Source organism: Pseudomonas benzenivorans (assembly GCF_024397895.1).
GTDB lineage: Bacteria > Pseudomonadota > Gammaproteobacteria > Pseudomonadales > Pseudomonadaceae > Aquipseudomonas > Aquipseudomonas benzenivorans_A.
The window spans coordinates 4,598,446-4,621,263 of the sequence record NZ_CP073346.1; the positions used below are offsets into that span (position 1 = coordinate 4,598,446).

Annotated in this window: 19 protein-coding genes and 4 tRNA genes; 16 read left to right on the top strand and 7 right to left on the bottom strand. The window is 63.2% G+C overall.

Annotation, left to right across the window (positions count from 1 at the left end; genetic code table 11):
* Positions 1 to 185 precede the first annotated feature (185 nt).
* The 6 genes from KDW96_RS21360 to KDW96_RS21385 all read left to right on the top strand — a co-directional run bounded on the left by KDW96_RS21360 (position 186) and on the right by KDW96_RS21385 (position 6,174).
* A complete protein-coding gene (locus KDW96_RS21360) occupies positions 186 to 1,280 on the top strand; it encodes an ABC transporter ATP-binding protein (RefSeq protein ID WP_255838217.1) in 1,095 nt (364 codons plus the stop codon).
* Positions 1,280 to 2,392 (top strand): ABC transporter ATP-binding protein, encoded by a 1,113-nt coding sequence (locus KDW96_RS21365; protein WP_255838218.1) that lies wholly within the window; start codon positions 1,280 to 1,282, stop codon positions 2,390 to 2,392. Before KDW96_RS21360 ends, KDW96_RS21365 begins: the two co-directional genes overlap by 1 nt.
* Entirely contained in the window at positions 2,389 to 3,255 is an 867-nt protein-coding gene (locus tag KDW96_RS21370) for a carbohydrate ABC transporter permease (protein WP_255838219.1), read from the top strand. The genes KDW96_RS21365 and KDW96_RS21370 overlap by 4 nt, the downstream gene beginning before the upstream one ends.
* 8 nt (positions 3,256 to 3,263) lie before the next feature.
* Positions 3,264 to 4,064 (top strand): carbohydrate ABC transporter permease, encoded by an 801-nt coding sequence (locus KDW96_RS21375; RefSeq protein ID WP_255838220.1) that lies wholly within the window; start codon positions 3,264 to 3,266, stop codon positions 4,062 to 4,064.
* A gap of 11 nt (positions 4,065 to 4,075) precedes the next feature.
* Positions 4,076 to 4,348 carry a DUF2160 domain-containing protein gene (locus KDW96_RS21380; RefSeq protein ID WP_255838221.1) on the top strand — a complete coding sequence of 91 codons (273 nt, stop codon included), beginning with the start codon at positions 4,076 to 4,078 and terminating at the stop codon, positions 4,346 to 4,348.
* A gap of 83 nt (positions 4,349 to 4,431) precedes the next feature.
* Complete coding sequence (locus KDW96_RS21385; protein ID WP_255838222.1) at positions 4,432 to 6,174, top strand: ABC transporter substrate-binding protein; 1,743 nt, start codon at positions 4,432 to 4,434, stop codon at positions 6,172 to 6,174.
* 60 nt (positions 6,175 to 6,234) lie between these two features.
* Here the strand turns inward: KDW96_RS21385 and folD are convergent, their stop codons facing one another.
* A complete protein-coding gene (gene folD, locus KDW96_RS21390) occupies positions 6,235 to 7,089 on the bottom strand; it encodes a bifunctional methylenetetrahydrofolate dehydrogenase/methenyltetrahydrofolate cyclohydrolase FolD (protein ID WP_255838223.1) in 855 nt (284 codons plus the stop codon).
* A 271-nt stretch (positions 7,090 to 7,360) separates the two neighbouring features.
* Between folD and KDW96_RS21395 the strand changes: the two genes are divergently transcribed.
* The 10 genes from KDW96_RS21395 to KDW96_RS21440 all read left to right on the top strand — a co-directional run bounded on the left by KDW96_RS21395 (position 7,361) and on the right by KDW96_RS21440 (position 16,286).
* Positions 7,361 to 7,437 (top strand) — tRNA-Arg (locus tag KDW96_RS21395).
* 35 nt (positions 7,438 to 7,472) lie between these two features.
* Positions 7,473 to 7,548: transfer RNA gene (locus KDW96_RS21400), tRNA-His, on the top strand.
* A gap of 54 nt (positions 7,549 to 7,602) precedes the next feature.
* Positions 7,603 to 7,687, top strand: a tRNA-Leu gene (locus tag KDW96_RS21405).
* Positions 7,688 to 7,811: 124 nt separating this feature from the next.
* Positions 7,812 to 9,122, top strand: coding sequence for a trigger factor (tig, locus tag KDW96_RS21410; RefSeq protein WP_255838224.1), 1,311 nt, complete (start codon positions 7,812 to 7,814; stop codon positions 9,120 to 9,122).
* Positions 9,123 to 9,212: 90 nt separating this feature from the next.
* A complete protein-coding gene (gene clpP / locus KDW96_RS21415; RefSeq protein WP_255838225.1) occupies positions 9,213 to 9,854 on the top strand; it encodes an ATP-dependent Clp endopeptidase proteolytic subunit ClpP in 642 nt (213 codons plus the stop codon).
* A 107-nt stretch (positions 9,855 to 9,961) separates the two neighbouring features.
* Positions 9,962 to 11,242: an ATP-dependent Clp protease ATP-binding subunit ClpX gene (gene clpX / locus KDW96_RS21420; protein ID WP_255838226.1), complete on the top strand. Its 1,281-nt coding sequence runs from the start codon at positions 9,962 to 9,964 to the stop codon at positions 11,240 to 11,242.
* A 145-nt stretch (positions 11,243 to 11,387) separates the two neighbouring features.
* The gene (gene lon / locus KDW96_RS21425; protein ID WP_255838227.1) at positions 11,388 to 13,784 is read left to right on the top strand and encodes an endopeptidase La; all 2,397 of its coding nucleotides are present in this window, start codon (positions 11,388 to 11,390) and stop codon (positions 13,782 to 13,784) included.
* A gap of 135 nt (positions 13,785 to 13,919) precedes the next feature.
* The gene (gene hupB / locus KDW96_RS21430; RefSeq protein ID WP_003239952.1) at positions 13,920 to 14,192 is read left to right on the top strand and encodes a nucleoid-associated protein HU-beta; all 273 of its coding nucleotides are present in this window, start codon (positions 13,920 to 13,922) and stop codon (positions 14,190 to 14,192) included.
* A 52-nt stretch (positions 14,193 to 14,244) separates the two neighbouring features.
* Positions 14,245 to 14,321: transfer RNA gene (locus KDW96_RS21435), tRNA-Asp, on the top strand.
* Positions 14,322 to 14,420: 99 nt separating this feature from the next.
* Positions 14,421 to 16,286 (top strand): SurA N-terminal domain-containing protein, encoded by a 1,866-nt coding sequence (locus tag KDW96_RS21440; protein ID WP_255838228.1) that lies wholly within the window; start codon positions 14,421 to 14,423, stop codon positions 16,284 to 16,286.
* Positions 16,287 to 16,347: 61 nt separating this feature from the next.
* Here KDW96_RS21440 and KDW96_RS21445 read toward each other — a convergent pair whose 3' ends face one another.
* The 6 genes from KDW96_RS21445 to KDW96_RS21470 form a co-directional block, all read right to left on the bottom strand.
* Positions 16,348 to 17,175: an ion transporter gene (locus KDW96_RS21445; protein ID WP_255838229.1), complete on the bottom strand. Its 828-nt coding sequence runs from the start codon at positions 17,173 to 17,175 to the stop codon at positions 16,348 to 16,350.
* Between the two features lie 204 nt (positions 17,176 to 17,379).
* Entirely contained in the window at positions 17,380 to 17,742 is a 363-nt protein-coding gene (locus KDW96_RS21450) for a cupin domain-containing protein (RefSeq protein ID WP_255838230.1), read from the bottom strand.
* Positions 17,743 to 17,949: 207 nt separating this feature from the next.
* Positions 17,950 to 18,870 (bottom strand): urea transporter, encoded by a 921-nt coding sequence (locus tag KDW96_RS21455; RefSeq protein WP_255838231.1) that lies wholly within the window; start codon positions 18,868 to 18,870, stop codon positions 17,950 to 17,952.
* Between the two features lie 125 nt (positions 18,871 to 18,995).
* Positions 18,996 to 20,411 carry a pyruvate kinase gene (pyk, locus tag KDW96_RS21460; RefSeq protein ID WP_255838232.1) on the bottom strand — a complete coding sequence of 472 codons (1,416 nt, stop codon included), beginning with the start codon at positions 20,409 to 20,411 and terminating at the stop codon, positions 18,996 to 18,998.
* On the bottom strand, positions 20,408 to 21,682 hold the full coding sequence (locus KDW96_RS21465) for a glycerate kinase type-2 family protein (protein WP_255838233.1): 1,275 nt from the start codon (positions 21,680 to 21,682) through the stop codon (positions 20,408 to 20,410). The genes pyk and KDW96_RS21465 overlap by 4 nt, the downstream gene beginning before the upstream one ends.
* Before the next feature lie 229 nt (positions 21,683 to 21,911).
* On the bottom strand, positions 21,912 to 22,802 hold the full coding sequence (locus tag KDW96_RS21470; RefSeq protein ID WP_255838234.1) for a 2-hydroxy-3-oxopropionate reductase: 891 nt from the start codon (positions 22,800 to 22,802) through the stop codon (positions 21,912 to 21,914).
* Positions 22,803 to 22,818 lie beyond the last annotated feature (16 nt).

Here is a 22,818-nt window from a genome sequence, read left to right on the forward strand (position 1 = left end):
GTTCATTTGTTCACTTTTGGCTGTTCAGAACTGTTCAGTTCCGAACCGACCGATGGTTTCTTGAACCGAGTAAAGCTATGTAAAACAAACTGTTATGTATTGATTGTGTGTTCTGGCACAGAACTGGCTATGTCAAATGGAAACGGCTGAGGGCCGTGAATGGCACAACAACAAAAGGACAGGCCATGTCGCTTACGCTGGAACATGTCAGCCGTACCGTCGACAACCAGGTGCACATCAGCGATGCGTGCCTGAGCTTCGAACCCGGCTCCTTCAACGTCCTGCTGGGGCGCACGCTGGCGGGCAAGACCAGCCTGATGCGCCTGATGGCCGGCCTGGATCGCCCCGACAAGGGACGCATCCTGATGAATGGTGCGGACGTCACCGGCGTGCCGGTGCGTCAGCGCAACGTCTCGATGGTCTATCAGCAGTTCATCAACTACCCGACCCTGACGGTCTTCGAGAACATCGCCTCGCCGCTGCGCCAGGCGGGTGTGGCCGAGGCCGAGATCATCGACAAGGTCCAGGCCACCGCGCAGATGCTGCGTATCGACGGCTTGCTCAAGCGCTATCCGCTGGAGCTGTCTGGCGGTCAGCAGCAGCGCACGGCCATGGCCCGGGCACTGGTCAAGGACGCCTCGCTGATTCTGTTCGATGAGCCGCTGGTCAACCTCGACTACAAGCTGCGCGAGGAGCTGCGCCAGGAGATGCGTGAGCTGTTCCAGGCGCGCCATACCATCGCCATCTACGCCACCACCGAACCGAACGAGGCGCTGGCCCTGGGCGGCACCACCACCATCCTGCACGAGGGGCGAGTGGTGCAGAGCGGGCGCACCGCCGAGGTCTATCACCGGCCGCAACAGGTGCTGGCGGCCGAGCTGTTTTCCGAGCCGGCGATCAACCTGATGCCGGGGCGCATCAGCGAAACCGAGGTGAGCTTTGCCGACGCCGTGCATTTCCCCCTGAACCCGGACCTCAAGGACATCGCCGTGGGCGAGTATCGCTTTGGCGTGCGCCCCAGCCACATCGGCCTGGTGCCGTCGAACGATGACGACCTGGAACTGGCGGTGAGCGTGGAGCTGGCCGAAATCAGTGGATCGGAGACCTTCCTGCATGTGCGCAACGAGCAGTTCGTCCTGGTGCTGCACCTGCCGGGCGTGCACGAGTACGACGTGGATGCTCCCATCCTCATCTACATCCCCACGCACAAGCTGTTCGTCTTCGATGCCCAAGGGCAGTTGGTCCAGGCGCCCACCCGGCGCACAGGGAGGAGTGCCTGATGGCCGAGATACGTTTGCGCAACCTGGCGCACAGCTACAGCCGCGAGCCCGCCGGCGCCGAAGACTACGCCATCCGCGAGATGAACCACGTGTGGGCGCAGGGCGGGGCCTATGCCTTGCTGGGGCCATCCGGCTGCGGCAAGTCGACACTGCTCAATATCATTTCCGGGCTGCTCAAGCCGTCCCACGGCGAGGTGTTGTTCGACGCCAAGGCGGTCAACGCGCTACCCCCTGAGCAGCGCAACATTGCCCAGGTTTTCCAGTTTCCGGTGGTCTACGACACCATGACGGTGTTCGACAACCTGGCCTTCCCCCTGCGCAACCAGGGCATGGCCGAGCCTCAGGTGATGAGCAAGGTGTACGAGATCGCCGAGGTGCTGGAGCTGCACCCGCTGCTGCACCGGAAGGCGCGCAACCTGACCGCCGACGAGAAGCAGAAGGTCTCCATGGGCCGCGGCCTGGTTCGCGACGATGTCTCGGCGATCCTCTTCGACGAGCCGCTGACGGTGATCGACCCGCACCTGAAGTGGAAGCTGCGGCGCAAGCTCAAGCAGATCCACGAGCAGTTCAACATCACCATGGTCTATGTCACCCACGATCAGCTGGAAGCCTCGACCTTCGCCGACAAGATCGCGGTGATGTACGGCGGCCAGATCGTCCAGTTCGGCACGCCGCGCGAGCTGTTCGAGCGGCCCAGCCACACCTTCGTCGGTTATTTCATCGGCAGTCCGGGCATGAACCTGATCGATGTCAGCCCCTGCGAGGGGGGGGTGCGCTTCGCCGATACCCAGGTGGCGCTCAGCGCGGCGCTGACGCGGCGGCTGGCCGGCATGACCTGGAAGAACCTCAAGATCGGCATCCGCCCCGAGTTCGTGCATGTCTGGGACGGGCCCTACGAGGGCGCCCTGCGCGCCGAGGTGCTGCATGTGGAGGATCTGGGGACCTACAAGATCCTCAGCCTGCAACTGGATGGCCAGCCGATCAAGGTGCGCCTGCAGGAAGATCAGGCGGTGCCGCAGAAGCTCGCCTATATCAGCTTTCCGGCGCAGTGGCTGATGCTCTACGCCGACGACTATCTGGTCGACGAAGGCCAGGCGGAGGTGGCGCCATGAGCAAGGTGCACAACAACAAGGCCTGGTGGCTGGTGCTGCCGGTCTTCCTGCTGGTGGCGTTCAGCGCCATCGTGCCGATGATGACGGTGGTCAACTACTCGGTGCAGGACATCTTCGACCAGTCCAGCCGCTATTTCGTCGGCGTCGACTGGTTCCGCCAGGTGCTGCAGGACACCCGCCTGCATGACTCGCTGCTGCGTCAGTTCATCTATTCGGGCTGCGTGCTGCTGATCGAGATCCCCCTGGGGATAGGCATCGCCCTGACGATGCCGACCAAGGGGCGTTGGGCTTCCCTCTGCCTGATCCTCATGGCCATCCCGCTGCTGATCCCGTGGAACGTGGTCGGCACCATCTGGCAGATCTTCGGGCGCGCCGACATCGGCCTGCTGGGCTGGAGCCTGAACGAGCTGGGGGTGGACTATAACTACGCCTCCAACACCGCCGACGCCTGGGTCACTGTGCTGATCATGGACGTCTGGCACTGGACCTCGCTGGTGGCGCTGCTCTGTTACTCGGGGCTGCGGGCGATCCCCGATGTCTACTACCAGGCGGCACGCATCGACCGCGCCTCGGGCTGGGCCGTTTTCCGCCATATCCAGCTGCCCAAGCTCAAGAGCGTGCTGTTGATCGCGGTGATGCTGCGCTTCATGGACAGCTTCATGATCTACACGGAGCCCTTCGTGCTCACCGGCGGCGGGCCGGGCAACTCCACCACCTTCCTCAGTCAGACCCTGACCCAGATGGCGGTCGGTCAGTTCGACCTGGGCCCGGCGGCGGCGTTCTCCCTGGTGTACTTCCTGATCATCCTGCTGGTGTCCTGGCTGTTCTATACCGCCATGACCCACGACGACAAAAATCGCTGAGGCCGACCATGACCACACGCAAACGTCTGGTGCTGCTGTGCTACCTGCTGTTCCTGCTTGTGCCGATCTACTGGCTGCTGAACATGTCGTTCAAGAGCAATACCGAGATACTCGGTGGCCTGAGCCTGTGGCCACAGGGTTTCACCCTGGACAACTACCGGGTGATCTTCACCGATCCCAGCTGGTACGAGGGCTACCTCAATTCGCTGTACTACGTGACGCTCAACACCCTGATCTCGCTCAGCGTGGCGTTGCCGGCGGCCTACGCCTTCTCGCGCTACCGCTTTCTCGGTGACAAGCACCTGTTCTTCTGGCTGCTGACCAATCGCATGGCGCCGCCGGCGGTGTTCCTGCTGCCGTTCTTCCAGCTGTACTCCTCGATCGGTCTGTTCGATACCCACATCGCCGTGGCGCTGGCCCACTGCCTGTTCAACGTGCCACTGGCGGTGTGGATTCTCGAGGGTTTCATGTCCGGGGTGCCGAAGGAGATCGACGAGACCGCCTATATCGACGGTTACAGCTTCCCGAAATTCTTCGTGAAGATCTTCATTCCGTTGATCGGCTCGGGCGTCGGTGTCGCGGCGTTCTTCTGCTTCATGTTTTCCTGGGTCGAGCTGTTGCTGGCGCGCACCCTGACCTCGGTGGATGCCAAGCCCATCGTCGCGGTGATGACCCGCACCGTGTCGGCCTCGGGTATCGACTGGGGGGTACTGGCCGCCGCCGGGGTGCTGACCATCCTGCCGGGGATGCTGGTGATCTGGTTCGTTCGCAACCACGTGGCCAAGGGCTTCGCCCTCGGTCGGGTTTAAGGAGAAGGCATATGGATTGGATGGCTTGGACCTTGCCGACCGGCCTGTTCTTTGGCGCGATCGCCTTGCTGCTGGCGGGCATGACGGTCTGGGAAATACGCTCGCCCTGTGTCGAGCGCAAAGGGTTCCTGCCGATCAGCACGACCCGTGGTGATCGGCTGTTTATCGGTCTGCTCGGCAGCGCCTACCTGCACCTGCTGGTGGTGGGCGCGACCGACTGGAGCGTCTGGATAGCCTCGTTGCTGTCTTTGCTGTGGCTGTTTGCAGTGATGCGTTGGGGTTGATCCGCCTGCGTGCGTGCGGCGCCGGATGGCGGCGCCGGGCGGCAGTCGTGTTACCTCTCATAAAACCTGAGATGGAGGTCTCTATGTTCGACAATAACAACAAAACCCGACATAGCATGGCGCTGGCCGCCTTGCTGGCGTTGTCCGGGCTAAGCGGTGCGGCCTGGGCGGATGCCTACGAAGAGGCGGCGAAGAAGTGGATAGCCGAGGAGTTCAACCCCTCGACCCTGACGCCGGAGCAACAGCTGGCGGAGTTGCAGTGGTTCATCAAGGCGGCCGAGCCCTTCCGCGGCATGAGCATCAGCGTCGCCTCGGAAACCATCGCCACCCATGAGTACGAGTCCAAGGTCCTGGCCAAGGCGTTCAGCGAAATCACCGGCATCCAGCTCAAGCATGACTTGATGCAGGAAGGCGACGTGGTCGAGAAGCTGCAGACTCAGATGCAGTCGGACAAGAACATCTACGACGGCTATATCAACGACTCGGACTTGATCGGTACCCACTTCCGCTACGGCAAGGCGGTGGCGATCAGCGACATGATGGCCGGTGAAGGCAAGGCGGTGACCTCGCCGACCCTGGACCTGCCGGACTTCATCGGCACCTCCTTCACCACCGGGCCCGATGGCAAGCTGTACCAGTTGCCCGACCAGCAGTTCGCCAACCTCTACTGGTTCCGCGCCGACTGGTTCGAGCGTCCGGAGCTGAAGACCAAGTTCAAGGAAATCTACGGTTACGAGCTCGGCGTGCCGGTCAACTGGTCAGCCTACGAGGACATCGCCGAGTTCTTCTCGGTGCACGTCAAGGAAATCGACGGCCAGCGCGTCTACGGTCACATGGACTACGGCAAGAAGGACCCGTCCCTGGGCTGGCGCTTCACCGACGCCTGGTTCTCCATGGCCGGTGGCGGCGACAAGGGCCTGCCCAACGGTCTGCCGGTAGACGAGTGGGGCATTCGCGTCGATGGCTGCCGTCCGGTCGGTTCCAGCGTCGAGCGTGGCGGCGACACCAACGGCCCGGCAGCGGTCTACGCGACCACCAAGTATGTCGACTGGATGCGCCAGTACGCGCCGCCGGAAGCCCAGGGCATGACCTTCTCCGAGGCAGGCCCGGTGCCGGCCCAGGGCAACATCGCGCAGCAGATCTTCTGGTACACCGCCTTCACCGCCGACATGACCAAGGCCGGGTTGCCGGTGGTCAACGAAGACGGCACGCCGAAGTGGCGCATGGCGCCATCGCCCAAGGGCCCTTACTGGGAAGAAGGCATGAAGCTCGGCTATCAGGACGCCGGCTCCTGGACCTTCCTCAAGTCCACGCCGGAGAAGCAGCGCCTGGCGGCCTGGTTGTACGCCCAGTTCGTCACCTCCAAGACCGTGTCGCTGAAGAAGACCCTGGTCGGTCTGACGCCGATTCGCGAATCGGACATCCAGTCGCAAGCCATGACCGACGCCGCGCCCAAGCTGGGTGGCCTGGTGGAGTTCTATCGCAGCCCGGCGCGGGTGCAGTGGACGCCGACCGGCACCAACGTGCCGGACTATCCGCGCCTGGCGCAGCTGTGGTGGCAGTTCATCGCCGAAGCGGCCAGCGGCGACAAGTCGCCACAGCAGGCGCTGGACGGCCTGGCAGCCGCCCAGGACACCATGCTCGGGCGCCTGGAGCGTTCCGGAGTGCTCGGCGAGTGCGGCCCGAAGCTGAACGAGAAGCGTGACCCGCAGTACTGGCTGGATCAGCCGGGCGCACCGAAGCCCAAGCTGGCCAACGAAAAGCCCAAGGGCGAAACCATCAACTACGACGAACTGCTGAAGTCCTGGGAGCAGGGGCGCAGCTAAGCACTGGTCGACCAAGAAAAACGGCACCCTGGGGTGCCGTTTTTTTTCGAGCCCTTGCACTCAGTCGTGCAGGTGTTCCGCCGCGTGCAGGGTGTTCTCCAGCAGGCCGGCACGGGTCATGGGGCCGACCCCGCCGGGAACCGGGGTGATCCAGCCGGCGCGGGGCAGGGCGGTCTCGTAGACCACGTCGCCGATCAGCTTGCCGTCGTCCTGGCGATTGATGCCGACGTCGATGACGATGGCACCTGGCTTGATCCATTCCCCCTCGACCAGTCCCGGCTTGCCGGCGGCGACCACGACGATGTCGGCCTGCGCCACGTGGCCTGCCAGGTCCTTGGTGAAGCGGTGGGTGATGGTGACGGTGCAGCCGCCGAGCAGCAGCTCCATGGCCATGGGGCGGCCGACGATATTGGAGGCGCCCACGACGACCGCATGCAGGCCGTAGAGGTCGACACCGGTGCTCTGCAGCAGGGTCATGATGCCTTTCGGCGTGCACGGGCGCAGCAGCGGCATGCGCTGGGCCAGACGGCCGATGTTATAGGGGTGGAAGCCGTCCACGTCCTTGTCGGGGCGAATGCGCTCCAGCAGCAGGGAGGCGTCCAGGTGCTCCGGCAGCGGCAGCTGCACCAGGATGCCGTCGATGCTCGGGTCTTCGTTAAGGCGGTCGATCAGCGCCAGGAGTTCCGCCTGGCTGGTGCTGGCCGGCAAATCATAGGCCTGGGAGAGAAAGCCCACTTCTTCACAGTCTTTGCGCTTGTGCGAGACATAGACCTGGGAGGCAGGGTCGCTGCCGACCAGGATCACCGCCAGGCCAGGAGCCCGCAGGCCCTGCTGGCGTCGCTCGGCAACGCGTTGGGCAATCTGCTGGCGGAGGCTGGCGGCGATCGCTTTGCCGTCGATCAGTTGTGCGGTCATTGCGCTAGATTAACCATTGGAAAAGATTGAAAAAGGACGCGCATTCTCGCATGGCGCGCCGGTGCGGCAAAGGCGCCAGCCCAGGATTTTCGCGTAACCCCTTTATCTCGCTGAATTTTTTTTGATTTTAGTGTTGACGACCCATGGCACCCTCTATAACATGCGCCCCGCTTGTCGAGCACAGCCAGTCGCTGGGTAAGACGGCAAACGCGGCGATCGAAAGGTTGTCGCCGGAGCCGAAAGCTTTAAGTCTGCGCTTGCAGATGGATAGGCGCCCGTAGCTCAGCTGGATAGAGCATCCGCCTTCTAAGCGGATGGTCGCAGGTTCGAGTCCTGCCGGGCGTGCCATTTGGCAGCTTTGGCACAAGCAAAAAAGTAATATGGTGGGCGTAGCTCAGTTGGTAGAGCACAGGATTGTGGCTCCTGGTGTCGTGGGTTCGATTCCCATCGTCCACCCCATATTCCAAAGCGCCAGGCCGAAAGCCTGGCGTTTTTGTTTTAGAGTCTGACCACGCGGACGTGGTGAAATTGGTAGACACACCAGATTTAGGTTCTGGCGCCGCAAGGTGTGAGAGTTCGAGTCTCTCCGTCCGCACCATCTTCTTTCCCTCCCGATTGCCGCCTGCATCTAGGGTGACTTCTGCAAATTGACCCTCTAGAATGCATGCCCTTGATCTGGGGCCGGAAACGGCCGGCTTATGTCTGTGCAACGAGGAATATCCATGCAAGTTTCTGTTGAAAGCACTTCTGCTCTTGAGCGCCGCATGACTGTCGGCGTTCCCGTCGAGCGCATCGAGACTGAAGTCAACAAGCGTCTGCAGCAGACTGCCCGTCGCGCCAAGGTTCCTGGCTTCCGTCCCGGCAAAGTGCCGATGAGCGTGATTCGCCAGCGTTACGAAGCCTCGGCACGTCAGGAAGCCCTGGGCGACCTGATCCAGGAAACCTTCTACGAAGCCGTTGTCGAGCAGAAGCTGAACCCGGCCGGTGCACCGGCCGTCGAGCCGAAGACCTTCGAGAAGGGCAAGGACCTGGAATACGTGGCCACCTTCGAGGTGTTCCCGGAGTTCGAGGTTCAGGGTTTCGAGTCGATCGCGGTCGAGCGTCTGCAGGCCGAAGTCGGTGATGCCGACCTGGACAACATGCTGGACATTCTGCGCAAGCAGAACACTCGCTTCGAAGTCGTCGAGCGCGCCGCCGAAAGCGGTGATCAGCTGAACATCGACTTCGTTGGCAAGATCGAAGGCGAAGCCTTCGCCGGCGGCTCCGCCAAGGGCTCTCAGCTGGTGCTGGGCTCCGGTCGCATGATTCCAGGCTTTGAAGATGCCCTGGTCGGCGCCAAGGCCGGCGAAGAGCGCGTGATCAACCCGACCTTCCCCGAGGACTACCAGAACCTGGACCTGGCCGGCAAAGTGGCCGAGTTCACCGTCACGGTCAACAGCGTCTCCGCTCCGCAGCTGCCTGAGCTGAACGACGAGTTCTTCGCTCAGTTTGGCGTGAAGGATGGCGGTCTGGACGGCTTCCGCACCGAAGTACGCAAGAACATGGAGCGCGAGCTGCGTCAGGCCATCAAGTCCAAGGTGAAGAACCAGGTCATGGACGGTCTGTTGGCGGCCAACCCGATCGAGGTGCCTAAGGCGCTGCTGGGCAACGAGGTCAATCGTCTGCGCGTTCAGGCGGTCCAGCAGTTCGGCGGCAACATCAAGCCGGAGCAGCTGCCTGCCGAGCTTTTCGAAGAGCAGGCCAAGCGCCGCGTCGTGCTGGGTCTGATCGTCGCCGAAGTGGTGAAGCAGTTCGAACTGAAGCCGGATGAAGACCGCGTGCGCGAGCTGATCCAGGAGATGGCTTCGGCCTACCAGGAGCCCGAGCAGGTAGTGTCCTGGTACTACAAGAACGACCAGCAGATGAACGAAGTGCGTTCGGTTGTGCTGGAAGAGCAAGTTGTAGATACTGTTTTGCAGAAGGCCAACGTGACCGATAAAGCGGTCTCTTACGAAGAAGCTGTCAAGCCGGCGGAAGCGCCCAAAGCCGACTGATTCTTTACCTCGTTCGAACACGCCATAAGCCAGCCTCCGCGCTGGCTTATGCGTATTTGTGACATGACTATTTAGGGAGCGAGTGCAAGCATGTCCCGCAATCCTTTTATGCAACAGATGCCAGATATCCAAGCTGCCGGCGGCCTGGTGCCGATGGTAATCGAGCAGTCGGCCCGCGGTGAGCGCGCCTACGACATCTATTCGCGCCTGCTCAAGGAGCGCGTGATTTTCCTGATCGGTCCGGTCGAGGACTACATGGCCAATCTGGTGGCGGCGCAGCTGCTGTTCCTCGAGGCCGAGAACCCGGACAAGGACATCCACCTGTACATCAACTCGCCGGGCGGCTCGGTGACCGCGGGGATGTCGATCTACGACACCATGCAATTCATCAAGCCGGATGTCTCCACCATCTGCATCGGCCAGGCCTGCAGCATGGGCGCTCTGCTGCTGGCTGGCGGCGCAGCAGGCAAGCGTTATTGCCTGCCGCATTCGCGGATGATGATCCACCAGCCGCTGGGCGGCTTCCAGGGCCAGGCATCGGACATCGAGATCCATGCCCGGGAAATCCTGACTATCCGTGAGCGACTGAACAAGATTCTTGCCGATCACACCGGTCAGCCGATCGAAGTGATCGCTCGCGACACCGACCGCGACAACTTCATGAGCGGCGAAGACGCGGTGAAATATCGCCTGATCGATCAGGTGCTGAGCAAGCGTCAACTGGCGGGCTAAGCGGCTTATCTAGGGAGCGGCGGGGCATTCCGACCGCTGTGCGGGCTTGAAAACGCCCGCATTTGCCTTCATCTTGTGTTTCAAGCCTACCGTATTGGATTGATCGAATGACTGATACCCGCAACGGCGAGGACAACGGCAAGCTGCTTTATTGCTCCTTCTGCGGCAAGAGCCAGCACGAAGTGCGCAAATTGATTGCCGGGCCCTCTGTCTTTATCTGCGACGAGTGCGTCGACCTGTGCAACGACATCATCCGCGAGGAGGTGCAGGAAGCGCAGGCCGAGAGCAGCGCGCACAAGCTGCCTGCACCCAAGGAGATCAGTACGATCCTGGATCAGTATGTGATCGGTCAGGAGCGTGCGAAGAAAGTCTTGTCGGTGGCGGTGTACAACCACTACAAGCGCCTCAACCAGCGTGAAAAGAAGGACGACGTCGAGCTGGGCAAGAGCAATATTCTGCTGATCGGCCCGACAGGCTCGGGCAAGACCCTGCTCGCCGAAACCCTGGCGCGCTTGCTCAATGTGCCGTTCACCATTGCCGACGCCACCACCCTCACCGAGGCTGGCTATGTCGGGGAAGATGTCGAGAACATCATCCAGAAGCTGCTGCAGAAGTGCGACTACGATGTGGAAAAGGCCCAGATGGGCATCGTATACATCGACGAAATCGATAAGATTTCGCGCAAGTCCGACAACCCCTCGATCACCCGCGACGTGTCGGGCGAGGGCGTGCAGCAGGCTCTGCTGAAACTGATCGAAGGCACCGTGGCCTCGGTTCCTCCGCAGGGCGGGCGTAAGCACCCGCAGCAGGAGTTCCTGCAGGTCGACACTCGCAACATCCTGTTCATCTGCGGTGGCGCCTTCTCCGGGCTGGAGAAGGTCATCCAAGGCCGCTCCACCAAGGGCGGCATCGGCTTCAATGCCGAGGTGCGCAGCAAGGACCTGGGCAAGAAGGTCGGCGAGTCGTTGCGCGAGGTCGAGCCCGATGACCTGGTGAAGTTCGGCCTGATTCCCGAATTCGTCGGCCGCCTGCCGGTCATTGCGACCCTGGAAGAGCTGGACGAAGCAGCGCTCATGCAGATCCTGACCGAGCCGAAGAACGCCCTCACCAAGCAGTACGCCAAGTTGTTCGAGATGGAAGGGGTGGAGTTGGAGTTCCGTCCGGATGCGCTGAAAGCGGTGTCGCACAAGGCGCTGGAGCGCAAGACGGGTGCCCGTGGCCTGCGTTCGATCCTCGAAGGCATCCTGCTCGACACCATGTACGAGATCCCTTCGCAGTCCGAGGTGAGCAAGGTGGTCATCGACGAAAGCGTCATCGACGGTTCGTCCAAACCGCTGTTGATATACGAGAACAGCGAGCCGCCTGCCAAGGCTGCGCCTGACGCGTAACCGTTTCATCCTGAATGCAAAGGGGCCTGCGGGCCCCTTTGCATTTCCAGTGGTAACGCTTGTTTTTTGCTGGGGCTACCCCCATCTTAGGGCCAAGGGTAATCCCAACTGTTTACGGCCGTATGGCCGCCGTAGAGCCGAAATCATGAAGACAACCATCGAATTGCCTCTCTTGCCGCTGCGCGATGTCGTGGTCTATCCGCACATGGTGATCCCGCTTTTCGTCGGGCGCGAGAAATCCATCGAAGCCCTCGAGGCGGCGATGACCGGTGAGAAGCAGATCCTGCTGCTCGCCCAGAAGAACCCCGCGGACGATGATCCGGGTGAGGAGGGGCTCTACCGAGTCGGGACCGTGGCGACGGTGCTGCAGCTGCTGAAACTGCCGGACGGCACGGTCAAGGTGCTGGTCGAGGGCGAGCAGCGCGGCGAAATCGAGCGCTTTATCGAGGCCGACGGACATTGCCGCGCCGAAGTGCAGCTGCTCGACGAGGTCGAGGCTGCCGAGCGCGAGTCGGAAGTCTTCGTGCGCAGCCTGCTCAGTCAATTCGAGCAATACGTGCAGCTCGGCAAGAAGGTGCCGGCCGAGGTGCTGTCGTCGCTCAACAGCATCGACGAGCCCAGCCGCCTGGTCGATACCATGGCCGCGCACATGGCGCTGAAGATCGAGCAGAAGCAGGAAATCCTCGAGATCACCGATCTGTCTGCCCGGGTCGAGCACGTATTGGCCCTGCTGGATGCCGAGATCGATCTGCTGCAGGTCGAAAAGCGCATCCGTGGGCGGGTGAAGAAGCAGATGGAGCGCAGTCAGCGCGAGTACTACCTGAACGAGCAGATGAAGGCCATTCAGAAGGAACTCGGCGACATCGACGAAGGCCACAGCGAGCTGGATGAGCTGAAGAAGCGCATCGAGAATGCCGGCCTGACCAAGGAGGCCTACGACAAGGCGCAAACCGAGCTGAACAAGCTCAAGCAGATGTCGCCGATGTCGGCCGAGGCCACGGTGGTGCGCTCCTATATCGACTGGTTGGTGAACGTGCCGTGGAAGGCCCACAGCAAGGTGCGCCTCGACCTGGCACGGGCCGAGGCGATTCTCAATGCCGACCATTATGGCCTGGAAGAGGTCAAGGAGCGCATCCTCGAGTATCTCGCCGTGCAGAAGCGGGTGAAGAAGATCAAGGGGCCGGTGCTCTGTCTGGTTGGTCCGCCCGGTGTGGGTAAGACCTCCCTGGCCGAGTCGATCGCCCACTCGACCAATCGCAAGTTCGTGCGCATGGCCCTGGGCGGCGTGCGGGACGAGGCGGAGATCCGCGGTCACCGGCGGACCTACATCGGCTCCATGCCGGGTCGACTGATTCAGAAGATGACCAAGGTGGGCGTGCGCAACCCGCTGTTCCTGCTCGACGAAATCGACAAGATGGGCCAGGACATGCGGGGCGATCCGGCATCGGCCCTGCTCGAGGTGCTCGATCCCGAGCAGAATCATAATTTCAACGACCATTACCTGGAGGTCGATTACGACCTCTCCGACGTGATGTTCCTCTGCACCGCCAACTCCATGAATATTCCGGCACCCTTGCTGGACCGCATGGAGGTGATTCGTCTGCCCGGCTACACCGAGGACGAGAAGGTCAATATCGCCATCAAGTACCTGGCGCCGAAGCAGATCCAGGCCAATGGCCTGAAGAAGGGCGAGCTGGCGTTCGAAGAGGCGGCGATTCGCGACATCATCCGTTACTACACCCGCGAAGCCGGTGTGCGTAGCCTGGAGCGACAGATCGCCAAGGTCTGTCGTCGGGCGGTGAAGGAGCATGCCCGCGAGAAGCGCTTCGAGGTGCTGGTCACCGCCGAGTCGCTGGAGCACTTCCTCGGCGTGCGCAAGCATCGCTATGGTCTGGCCGAGCAGGAAGATCAGATCGGTCAGGTCACCGGGCTGGCCTGGACCCAGGTGGGCGGCGAGTTGCTGACCATCGAGGCGGCGGTCGTGCCCGGCAAGGGGCAGCTGATCAAGACCGGCTCGCTGGGCGATGTGATGGTGGAGTCGATTACGGCCGCGCAAACCGTGGTGCGCAGCCGCGCCAAGAGCCTGGGCGTGCCCCTGGATTTCTATGAGAAGCGTGACATCCATATCCACATGCCCGAGGGGGCAACCCCCAAGGATGGCCCCAGTGCGGGTGTCGGCATGTGTACCGCCTTGGTCTCGGCTCTGACCCAGATCCCCGTGCGCGCCGACGTTGCCATGACCGGCGAAATTACCCTGCGTGGTCAGGTCCTGGCGATTGGTGGTTTAAAAGAAAAACTGTTGGCCGCCCACCGCGGCGGAATCAAAACCGTGATCATTCCCGAAGAAAATGTGCGGGACTTGAAAGAAATTCCGGAAAATATAAAGCAGGACCTGCAGATTAAACCGGTTAAATGGATTGACGAGGTCCTGCAAATTGCGCTGCAATACGCCCCGGAGCCCTTGCCCGATGCGGCTCCGGAGCTGGTTGCAAAGGATGAAAAGCGCGAGTCTGATTCCAAGGAGCGAATCAGCACGCATTAGCCGGGGGGCTTCCTTGACACAATTTTAGAGCCCTTGTTATAAAGCGGCTCTTATTGTGTCGGCACGCCGCCCAACACCGCTTTGCTTACACTAAAAATCAAGAAACAAACTCAACAGAAATTAAGGGGACTTAGAGTGAACAAGTCGGAACTGATCGATGCTATCGCTGCATCTGCTGATATCCCGAAAGCTGTTGCCGGCCGCGCGCTGGATGCAGTGATTGAATCTGTCACTGGCGCCCTCAAAGCTGGTGACTCCGTTGTACTGGTTGGTTTCGGCACCTTCGCGGTCAAAGAGCGCGCCGCTCGCACCGGTCGTAACCCGCAGACCGGCAAGCCGATCAGCATCGCCGCTGCCAAGATCCCAGGCTTCAAAGCCGGCAAAGCTCTGAAAGACGCCGTCAACTAAGCGTCCTTCGGGCCTCGCCCTTCCAGGTTGGCTGAAAGGCTGATCTGGCAGCGGAGCGGTAGTTCAGTCGGTTAGAATACCGGCCTGTCACGCCGGGGGTCGCGGGTTCGAGTCCCGTCCGCTCCGCCAGTTACGCGAAGGCGCATCCTCGGATGCGCCTTTCTTCTATCCGGATTTTACCCACACTGCACGGCTGCTTATTTTTCGTACAGCCGTTCTGGGGGAAGCATGCTGCAGAACATCAGGGACAACTCACAGGGTTGGATCGCCAAAACCATCATCGGCCTTATCGTCGTGCTGCTCGCGCTGACTGGCGTCGAGGCCATCTTCACCGGTACCAGCAACAGCCAGAACGCCGCCGAAGTCAATGGCGAGAAGGTCAGCTTGAATCAGCTGGGGCAGGCGGTCGAGATGCAACGCCGCCAGCTGCTGCAGCAGCTCGGCAAGGACTTTGACGCATCCTTGCTGGATGAAAAGCTGCTACGCGAGTCGGCGCTGAAAGGCCTGATCGAGCGCACCTTGCTGCTGCAGGCGGCTGGCGATGCCGCGTTCGCCTTTTCCGAGCAGGCGCTCGATCAGCTGATCCTGCAGACGCCTGAGTTTCAGGTCGATGGCAAGTTCAGCGCCGAGCGCTTCGACCAGGTTATCCGCCAGCTGGGCTATAGCCGCTTGCAGTTCCGCCAGATGCTCGAGCAGGAAATGCTGATCGGCCAACTGCGCGCGGGTCTGGCCGGCAGTGCGTTCGTTACCGATGCCCAGGTCGAGGCCTTTGCCCGGCTCGAGAAGCAGACCCGTGACTTCGCCACGTTGAAGCTGCCGGTCGATAGCGCGGCGGTGCAGCTGAGCGATGACGACGTCAAGGCGTACTACGAGGCGCAGGCCAGTCAGTTCATGAGTCCGGAACAGGTGGTTCTGGAGTACCTCGAGCTGAAGAAGGATGCCTTCTTCGACCAGGTCGAGGTGGCCGACGAAGACCTGCAGAGCGCCTATGAGAGCGAGATCGCCAACCTGGCCGAGCAGCGCCGGGCGGCCCACATCCTGATCGAGGTGAGCGACGCCCTTGACGATGAGCAGGCCAAGGCCAAGATCGAGGCGGTGCAAGAGCGTCTGCAGCAAGGCGATGACTTCGCGGCGCTGGCGAAAGAGCTATCCAATGATCCGGGTTCGGCCGCCGAAGGCGGTGATCTCGGTTATGCCGGGCAGGGCGTCTACGATCCGGTATTCGAGGAGGCTCTGTATGCCCTGGGCGAGAACGAGGTTAGCGCGCCGGTCCGCACGGAGTTCGGCTGGCACCTGATCAAGCTGCTGGGCGTGCAGGCCCCCGAGGTTCCGAGCTTCGAGAGCCTGAAGAGCAAGCTGGTGCGGGATCTGAAGGCACAGCAGGTAGAGCAGCGCTTCGTCGAAGCCGCCAAGCAGCTGGAAGACATTGCGTTCGAATCCTCCGACCTGACTCAGCCCGCCCAGGAACTTGGGCTTGAAATCAAGGTCAGTGAGGCGTTCGGGCGTGAGGGTGGCGAGGGCCTGACGGCCAACCGCCAGGTCATTCAGGCGGCATTCAGCGCCGAAGTGCTGGAAGACGGCGCCAACAGCGCAACCATCGAGCTCGATCCCAGCACAGTGGTGGTGGTGCGTGCCAAGGAGCACAAAAAGCCCGAGCAACTGGCGTTGGAGCAGGTGGCCGACAATATCCGTACACACCTGACCCAGGTTCGCGCGAGCGAAGCGGCCAAGGCCAAGGGCGAGGAGCTGCTGGCGGCCCTGCGCGATGGCAAGACACCGGCTGGCCAGGCCGAAGCCTGGCAGGTGGTCGAGGCTGCATCGCGTAGTCAGGATGGCGTGGAGCCTAAGGTGCTGCAGGCAGTGTTCCGCATGCCCAAGCCGAATGATGCCGGGCTGCCGACCTTTGCTGGCGTTGGCCTCGACAATGGCGATTTCGTGGTGATTCGCCTGGACGGGGTGAGCCAGCCGAAGGAAGCCTTGGCGGAGGAGGAGAAGTCCATGTACCAGCGTTTTCTGGCATCGCGCAGCGGCCAGCAGGACTTTGCCGCGTTCCGCAAGCAGCTGGAGGCACAAGCGGATATCGAGCGCTTCTGATAACGCTTCACCGACGACAAAAAAGCCCGCGTAGATGCGGGCTTTTTTCTGCCTGACAGGTCTAGCGCTGTTGGTCCTGCCGCGGAAACAGCGGATGGCCACAGCGCGTGCAGAACGCCGCTTCCAGTTCGTGAAGGTCCTTGGCGCAGCCGGGGCAGTCGCGCTTGAGCTGATCGGCGCCGCGCATGGCAGCGGCCAATTCGGCGCTGAAGATACCGGTGGGCACGGCGATGATCGAGTAACCGGTGATCATCACCAGGGTGGAGAGCATCTGCCCGGCCGGCGTCTGCGGGGTGATGTCGCCGTAGCCCACGGTGGTCAGGGTGACCACCGCCCAGTAGATACTGGTGGGAATGCTGGTGAAGCCATTGGGTGGCCCTTCGATCACGTACATCAGGGCACCGAACACCGTGACCAGGGTGGACACGCTGACCAGAAACACCGTGACCTTCTGTCGGCTGCCGCGCAGGGCGGTGAGCAGGAAGTTGGCCTGGCTCAGGTACTGGCGCAGCTTGAGCACGCGAAAAATGCGGATCAAGCGCACGGCCCGCACGATCATCAGGTACTGGGCGTCGGCGAAGAACAACGAAAGAATCGCCGGCATCACGGCCAGCAGGTCTACCAGGCCGAAGAAACTGAAGGCGTAGCGCAAGGGTTTCGGCGAACAGTACAGGCGCAGGCCGTACTCGACGGCAAACAACAGGGTGAAGGCCCACTCCAGGCTATCGAACAGCGAGGCGTACTGTTGCTGGTAGGCGACCACGCTGTCGAGCATGACCACCACCAGACTGGCCAGGATGACCAGCAGCAGCCAGTTGTCGAAGCGTTGCCCGGCTGGCGTGTCGGTGTGGAAGATGATGACGTAAAGACGCTGGCGCCAGGTATCCAAGGCGAACTCCCTGCTTGTGAGAGCGCAAAGCCTATGCAGGATGGACCGGGGCTGGCAAGGGTTTATCTCGGGCGCTGGCCGAATGCCGTTTGCGGGGGCCCAGCCGGCAGAGACGGCTTGCGCAACAGCACGTTGCTCAAGCGAGGCGGGCTGTGTCGCCCGCGCTTACGCCCGTCTTACCGGCGAGACGTAAGCGCGTCGTTATCAGTCGACCGCCAGGTAGTGCTTGGTGAAGCTGTCGCTGACGACTTCCCACAGGGTGGGGGTGCCGCTGGCGACGAAGAAGGAATCGCCAGCCTTGTAGTGGGCGGTCTCGCCGGTCTGCTCGTTGGTGATCTTCACCTCGCCGAGGGTCACAACAGCCTGCTCGTGGAAGGTGTAGGGCAGGCGGAAACGGCTGCGGCGTACACCGAAGTAGCCGGCGCTGACCGACTCGTCTTCGGTGGCGAAGGTGGTCAGGGCGAACATGGCGTTGTCGCCTTCGATCATCTCGACGCCAATGTCTTCGAGGGTGCCGCTGGGTTCCAGTTCTTCTAGGGTGATGCCTTGCTTGATGCTGTGCAGCATGTCGTTCTCGCTCGCTGGAGGGTGGGCGCTCGGACCCGGAGGGATGGGTTTCTACGCTAGCAGGGCGGGTCGCCTGTGCCATGCGCATACACGACACCCGCAGCCGGGGAAGCGCCGCGCTCTAGGCAATTGTACGGGCGACGGGCAGCGGCCTCTGCCCTCGGAGCTGCACTGAGCGATCTTTAGGCCTATAGGCCAAGTGCCTGCTCAGCGAGATTGCCTTCCGGGCGCGCGGGCCTTTAGCGCGAGTTGCCAGCGTTGTGCGCTCGTTTGGATCAGCCAGCAGGCCAGGATGAACGGCAGGGTCAGGGTCGCCAGCCCCAGGCGGTGGAAGCCGTACTGCAGGAGCAGGGCCAGCAGCGCGCCCAGCAGGGGCACCCAGTGCTGCCGGTGCACCTGGCTGAGGGCGATCGCTGCCAGGACGCCGTTGAAGCCGTAGAGGCCGGCGAGGCAATGCTCCTGGGGCGCGTCCAGGAGCAGCGCCAGGCCCGTTCCGGCGCTGGCGCCGAGCAGCGCCCAGCATGCGGCGCGGCGGTCGGCCAGTAGCAGGCCGACCAGCAGCAGCGCTCCGGCCCAGGGTTCGCTCAGAAAGGCGACCTGGGCGAGCCCCAGGGACACGGCTGTCACTGCATCCAGCCAGCCCAGGGTCGAGGCCGCAGACACTGCGCCCGACTGCGGCTGGAGGCCCAGGGCCGGTGCCAGGCACAGCAGCAACCCGCTCAGGACCACGAATGGCAAGGTGAAGGCCGGCAGCCACTGGCGCTCGCGCATGCGCCGCATCCAGGGTTCCAGCATCAGGCTGGACAAGCCGCCGCCGAGCATGATCAGCAGCGGCAGCAGGGGCGACCAGGTTAGCTTCAGGCTGAGCAGCAACCCGAGGAGGATGCCGTTGTAGCCGTACAGCCCGATGTCGATATCGGCCATCGGATAGCCGCGGCGCTGGGCGGTGAGCATGCCGCTGAGGCCGCCGAGTAGGGCGCCGCCGAGCAGGCCGGGTGCGCTGGCGGCAATGGCCACGACCAGCAGCAGGCCGAAGCCGGGATGGGCCTGCAGGAAGACCTGGCTGAAGCCATTGAGCAAGGCGCGCAGACCCCGCAGGGCGTGGGTTGGCGAGGGCAGCTGGTGCATGGGCGAATGGTCTGAATAAAAAGAGGCGCCCGCTGCCGCAGCAGGGGACGCCTGAAATCTGGCAATGCCAGCGTGGGAGCTTTTCGCTCGTTAGCCGGAGTCTACCCTGACCACGTATGCATCGGTCAGCGCAGCGTTTCGATGCGCAGGCTGTTGGTGCTGCCCGGTTGGCCGAAGGGTTCGCCGGCGGTGATCACTAGGGTGTCGCCGGTCTTCGCCAGTCCGGCGGCGTGGGCAATCTCCAGTGCGGTGCGGGTCACATCCTCGACCTGATGCAGGCGCTCGTTGACCACCGAATAGATGCCCCAGGCCACGGTGAGGCGGCGCGCGGTGTCGAGGTTCGGGGTCAGGCTGAGGATCGGCGCCTTGGGCCGCTCGCGCGAGGCGCGCAGGCTGGAGGCGCCCGACTCGGTGTAGTTGACCAGTGCGGCCACCGGCAGGATGGCGCTGATGCGGCGGATCGCGCAGCTGATGGCATCCGAGGCGGTGGCCTCGGCCTGCGGCCGGCTGACGTTGAGCTGGGCCTGGAAGTCCGGGCCGCCTTCCACCTGTCGGATGATCTTGCTCATCATCTGCACGGCCTCCAGCGGGTAGTCGCCGGAGGCGGTTTCGGCCGACAGCATTACCGCGTCGGCACCCTCGGCCACGGCGTTGGCCACGTCGGTGACCTCGGCACGGGTCGGCGCCGGGGAGAAGCGCATGGATTCGAGCATCTGGGTGGCCACCACCACCGGGCGACCGAGCTGGCGGCAGGTGCGGATGATGTCCTTCTGGATGCGCGGCACGTTTTCCGCCGGGACTTCCACGCCCAGGTCGCCGCGGGCAACCATGATCGCGTCGCAGAGTTTGGCGATATCTTCCAGGTGCTGCACCGCCGAGGGTTTTTCGATCTTGGCCATGAGGAAGGCCTTGCCCTGGATCAGCTCGCGGGCCTCGAGGATGTCTTCGGGGCGCTGCACGAACGACAACGCCACCCAGTCGACGCCCAGTTCCAGGCCGAAGCTCAGGTCGCGGCGGTCCTTTTCGGTCAGCGGCGACAGCTGCAGCACGGCTTCGGGGACGTTGACCCCCTTGCGGTCGGACAGTTCGCCACCGGCGATCACCCGGGTGTCGACGGCATCGGCGTGCTTGGCCGTCACCTGCAGGCGCAGGCGCCCGTCGTCGAGCAGCAGGTTCATGCCCGGCTGCAGGGCCTCGATGATCTCCGGATGGGGCAGGTTGACCCGCCGGGCATCGCCGGGAGTCGGATCCAGGTCCAGGCGCAAGGCCTGGTCGCGCTCCAGGTTGACCTTGCCGTCGGCAAAGCGGCCGACCCGCAGTTTGGGCCCCTGCAGGTCCATGAGGATGCCGATCGGCATGCCCAGCTGTTGCTCCACTTCGCGGACCCAGCGGTAGCGCTCGGCGTGGTCGGCGTGCTCGCCGTGGCTGAAGTTGAGGCGGAACAGGTTCACCCCGGATTCGACCAGCTGGCGGATGTCCTCGATGCCGGCGATTGCCGGTCCGAGGGTGGCGAGAATCTTTACTTTCTTGTCGGCGTTCATGGGGCTGGGCTCTCGAGAATAAGAATGGCGCGGAAATCGTTGACGTTGGTGCGGGTCGGGCCGGTGACGATCAGCTGATCCAGGGCGGCGAAGTAGCCGTAGCCGTTGTTGTCGTCGAGCTCATCACTGGCGGACAGGCCCAGGCGGTCGGCCCGCCCGTAGGTGTCCGGGGTCATGAGGGCGCCGGCGTTGTCTTCCGAGCCGTCGATGCCGTCGGTGTCGCCGGCCAGGGCGTAGACACCGGGCAGGCCCTTGAGGCACTGGTTGAGGCTGAGCAGGAACTCGGCGTTGCGCCCGCCGCGGCCGTTGCCACGCACGGTCACCGTGGTCTCGCCGCCGGACAGGATCACGCAAGGCGCCTTGAGCGGCTGGCCGTGCAGCACCACCTGGCGGGCGATGCCGGCGTGGACCTTGGCCACTTCCCGTGCTTCGCCTTCCAGGTCGCCGAGGATCAGGGTCGCGAAGCCGGCGGCCTTGGCCTTGGCGGCGGCGGCCTCCAGCGACTGCTGAGGCGCGGCGATCAGCTGGAAGTGGCTGCGCGACAGCACCGGGTCGCCGGGTTTGACGGTTTCCGAGCACGGGTCTTGCAGCCAGGCGCGGACGTTGGTCGGGATCTCGATCTGGTAGCGGGCGAGGATGGCCAGGGCTTCCACCGAGGTGGTGGGGTCGGCCACCGTGGGCCCGGAGGCAATCACCGTGGCCTCGTCGCCGGGGACGTCGGAAATCGCGTAGGTGTAGACGCTGGCTGGCCAGCAGGCCTTGGCCAGGCGGCCGCCCTTGATCGCCGAGAGGTGCTTGCGCACGCAGTTCATCTCGCCGATGGAGGCGCCGGATCGGAGCAATGCCTTGTTGATCGCCTGCTTGTCGGCCAGGCTGATGCCCTCGGCCGGCAAGGCCAGCAGGGAGGAGCCGCCGCCGGAGAGCAGGAAGATCACCCGGTCGGACTCCTCCAGGTTGCTGACCAGTTCCAGTACCCGTCGCGCCACCCGTTCGCCGGCGTCGTCCGGCACCGGATGGGCGGCTTCCACCACCTCGATCTTCCGGCAGTCGGCGCCGTGCTCGTAGCGGGTCACCACCAGGCCGCTGACTTCGCCCTGCCATTCCCGCTCGATCACCTCGGCCATGGCCGCGGCGGCCTTGCCGGCGCCAATGACGATGACCCGGCCACTGCGATCGGCAGGCAGGTGGTCGGCCAGCACCTGGCGTGGGTGGGCGGCGTCGATGGCGGTGGCGAACAGGTCGCGCAAAAGGCTTTGCGGATCGATGGACATGGCGGGCTCCCGAGTCTGGACTCTTGTTATGGGCTGCAAGGCGCGTGGGACGCTCGCAGCTTTGGCCGATTGCAGTCCGCAGCGGCCGCGAGGCAGCGGCTGGGGACTAGAATCGACCCACCCGGCCGGCAGGCCGTGACACCGCCAACCGGGCAGATCGAAAGGGGCATCGACTGACTGGCCCAACCTACCTTGGGTCAGCCAGCCGATGTGTTGCGCGTGGCCGGCCTCAGTCCTTGCGGATCGAGAAGTTGGCCATGTGCTCCAGGCCCTTGATCAGGCCGGAGTGGTCCCAGTTGCTGCCGCCGAGGGCCGCACAGGTACTGAACACCTGCTGGGCGTTGGCGGTATTGGGCAGGTTGAGGCCCAGCTCGCGGGCACCGGACAGGGCCAGGTTGAGGTCCTTCTGGTGCAGGCTGATGCGGAAGCCCGGATCGAAGGTGCCCTTGATCATGCGTTCGCCGTGGACCTCGAGGATCTTCGAGCTGGCGAAGCCGCCCATCAGCGCTTCACGCACCTTGGCCGGGTCGGCGCCGTTGCGAGCGGCGAACAGCAGCGCCTCGGCGACGGCCTGGATGTTCAGGGCGACGATGATCTGGTTGGCCACCTTGGCGGTCTGGCCATCGCCGTTGCCGCCGACGCGGGTGATGTTCTTGCCCATGGCCTGGAACAGCGGCAGGGCGCGCTCGAAGGCCTGCTCACCGCCACCGACCATGATCGACAGGGTGGCGGCCTTGGCGCCGACCTCACCACCGGAGACCGGCGCGTCCAGGTACTCGGCGCCGCTGGCATTGATCTTCTCGGCGAACAGCTTGGTGGCCGAAGGCGAGATCGAACTCATGTCGATCACCACCTTGCCGGCGCCCACGCCCGCGGCCACGCCGTCCTGGCGGAACAGCACGTCCTCGACCTGGGGGGTGTCCGGCACCATGACGATGATGAATTCGGCTTCCTGCGCCACTTCCCTGGGGTTGGCCAGGGCGACGGCGCCGGCCTCGACCAGATCGGCCGGGGCCGGATCGTGGTGCTCGGAAAGGAACAGGGTGTGGCCGGCCTTCTGCAGGTTCTGGGCCATGGGCTTGCCCATGATGCCGGTGCCGATGAATCCGATTTTTGCCATGAGATGCACTCCTAAA

Excerpts from the sequence above, each read along its gene's own strand:
- clpX (WP_255838226.1), top strand. The coding sequence starts at position 9,962 with ATGACTGATACCCGCAACGGCGAGGACAACGGCAAGCTGCTTTATTGC.
- KDW96_RS21370 (WP_255838219.1), top strand. The coding sequence starts at position 2,389 with ATGAGCAAGGTGCACAACAACAAGGCCTGGTGGCTGGTGCTGCCGGTC.
- folD (WP_255838223.1), bottom strand. The coding sequence starts at position 7,089 with ATGACCGCACAACTGATCGACGGCAAAGCGATCGCCGCCAGCCTCCGC.
- tig (WP_255838224.1), top strand. The coding sequence starts at position 7,812 with ATGCAAGTTTCTGTTGAAAGCACTTCTGCTCTTGAGCGCCGCATGACT.
- lon (WP_255838227.1), top strand. The coding sequence starts at position 11,388 with ATGAAGACAACCATCGAATTGCCTCTCTTGCCGCTGCGCGATGTCGTG.
- KDW96_RS21365 (WP_255838218.1), top strand. The coding sequence starts at position 1,280 with ATGGCCGAGATACGTTTGCGCAACCTGGCGCACAGCTACAGCCGCGAG.
- KDW96_RS21455 (WP_255838231.1), bottom strand. The coding sequence starts at position 18,870 with ATGCACCAGCTGCCCTCGCCAACCCACGCCCTGCGGGGTCTGCGCGCC.
- KDW96_RS21440 (WP_255838228.1), top strand. The coding sequence starts at position 14,421 with ATGCTGCAGAACATCAGGGACAACTCACAGGGTTGGATCGCCAAAACC.
- pyk (WP_255838232.1), bottom strand. The coding sequence starts at position 20,411 with ATGAACGCCGACAAGAAAGTAAAGATTCTCGCCACCCTCGGACCGGCA.
- KDW96_RS21385 (WP_255838222.1), top strand. The coding sequence starts at position 4,432 with ATGTTCGACAATAACAACAAAACCCGACATAGCATGGCGCTGGCCGCC.
- KDW96_RS21375 (WP_255838220.1), top strand. The coding sequence starts at position 3,264 with ATGACCACACGCAAACGTCTGGTGCTGCTGTGCTACCTGCTGTTCCTG.
- KDW96_RS21380 (WP_255838221.1), top strand. The coding sequence starts at position 4,076 with ATGGATTGGATGGCTTGGACCTTGCCGACCGGCCTGTTCTTTGGCGCG.
- clpP (WP_255838225.1), top strand. The coding sequence starts at position 9,213 with ATGTCCCGCAATCCTTTTATGCAACAGATGCCAGATATCCAAGCTGCC.
- KDW96_RS21450 (WP_255838230.1), bottom strand. The coding sequence starts at position 17,742 with ATGCTGCACAGCATCAAGCAAGGCATCACCCTAGAAGAACTGGAACCC.
- KDW96_RS21360 (WP_255838217.1), top strand. The coding sequence starts at position 186 with ATGTCGCTTACGCTGGAACATGTCAGCCGTACCGTCGACAACCAGGTG.
- KDW96_RS21465 (WP_255838233.1), bottom strand. The coding sequence starts at position 21,682 with ATGTCCATCGATCCGCAAAGCCTTTTGCGCGACCTGTTCGCCACCGCC.
- KDW96_RS21470 (WP_255838234.1), bottom strand. The coding sequence starts at position 22,802 with ATGGCAAAAATCGGATTCATCGGCACCGGCATCATGGGCAAGCCCATG.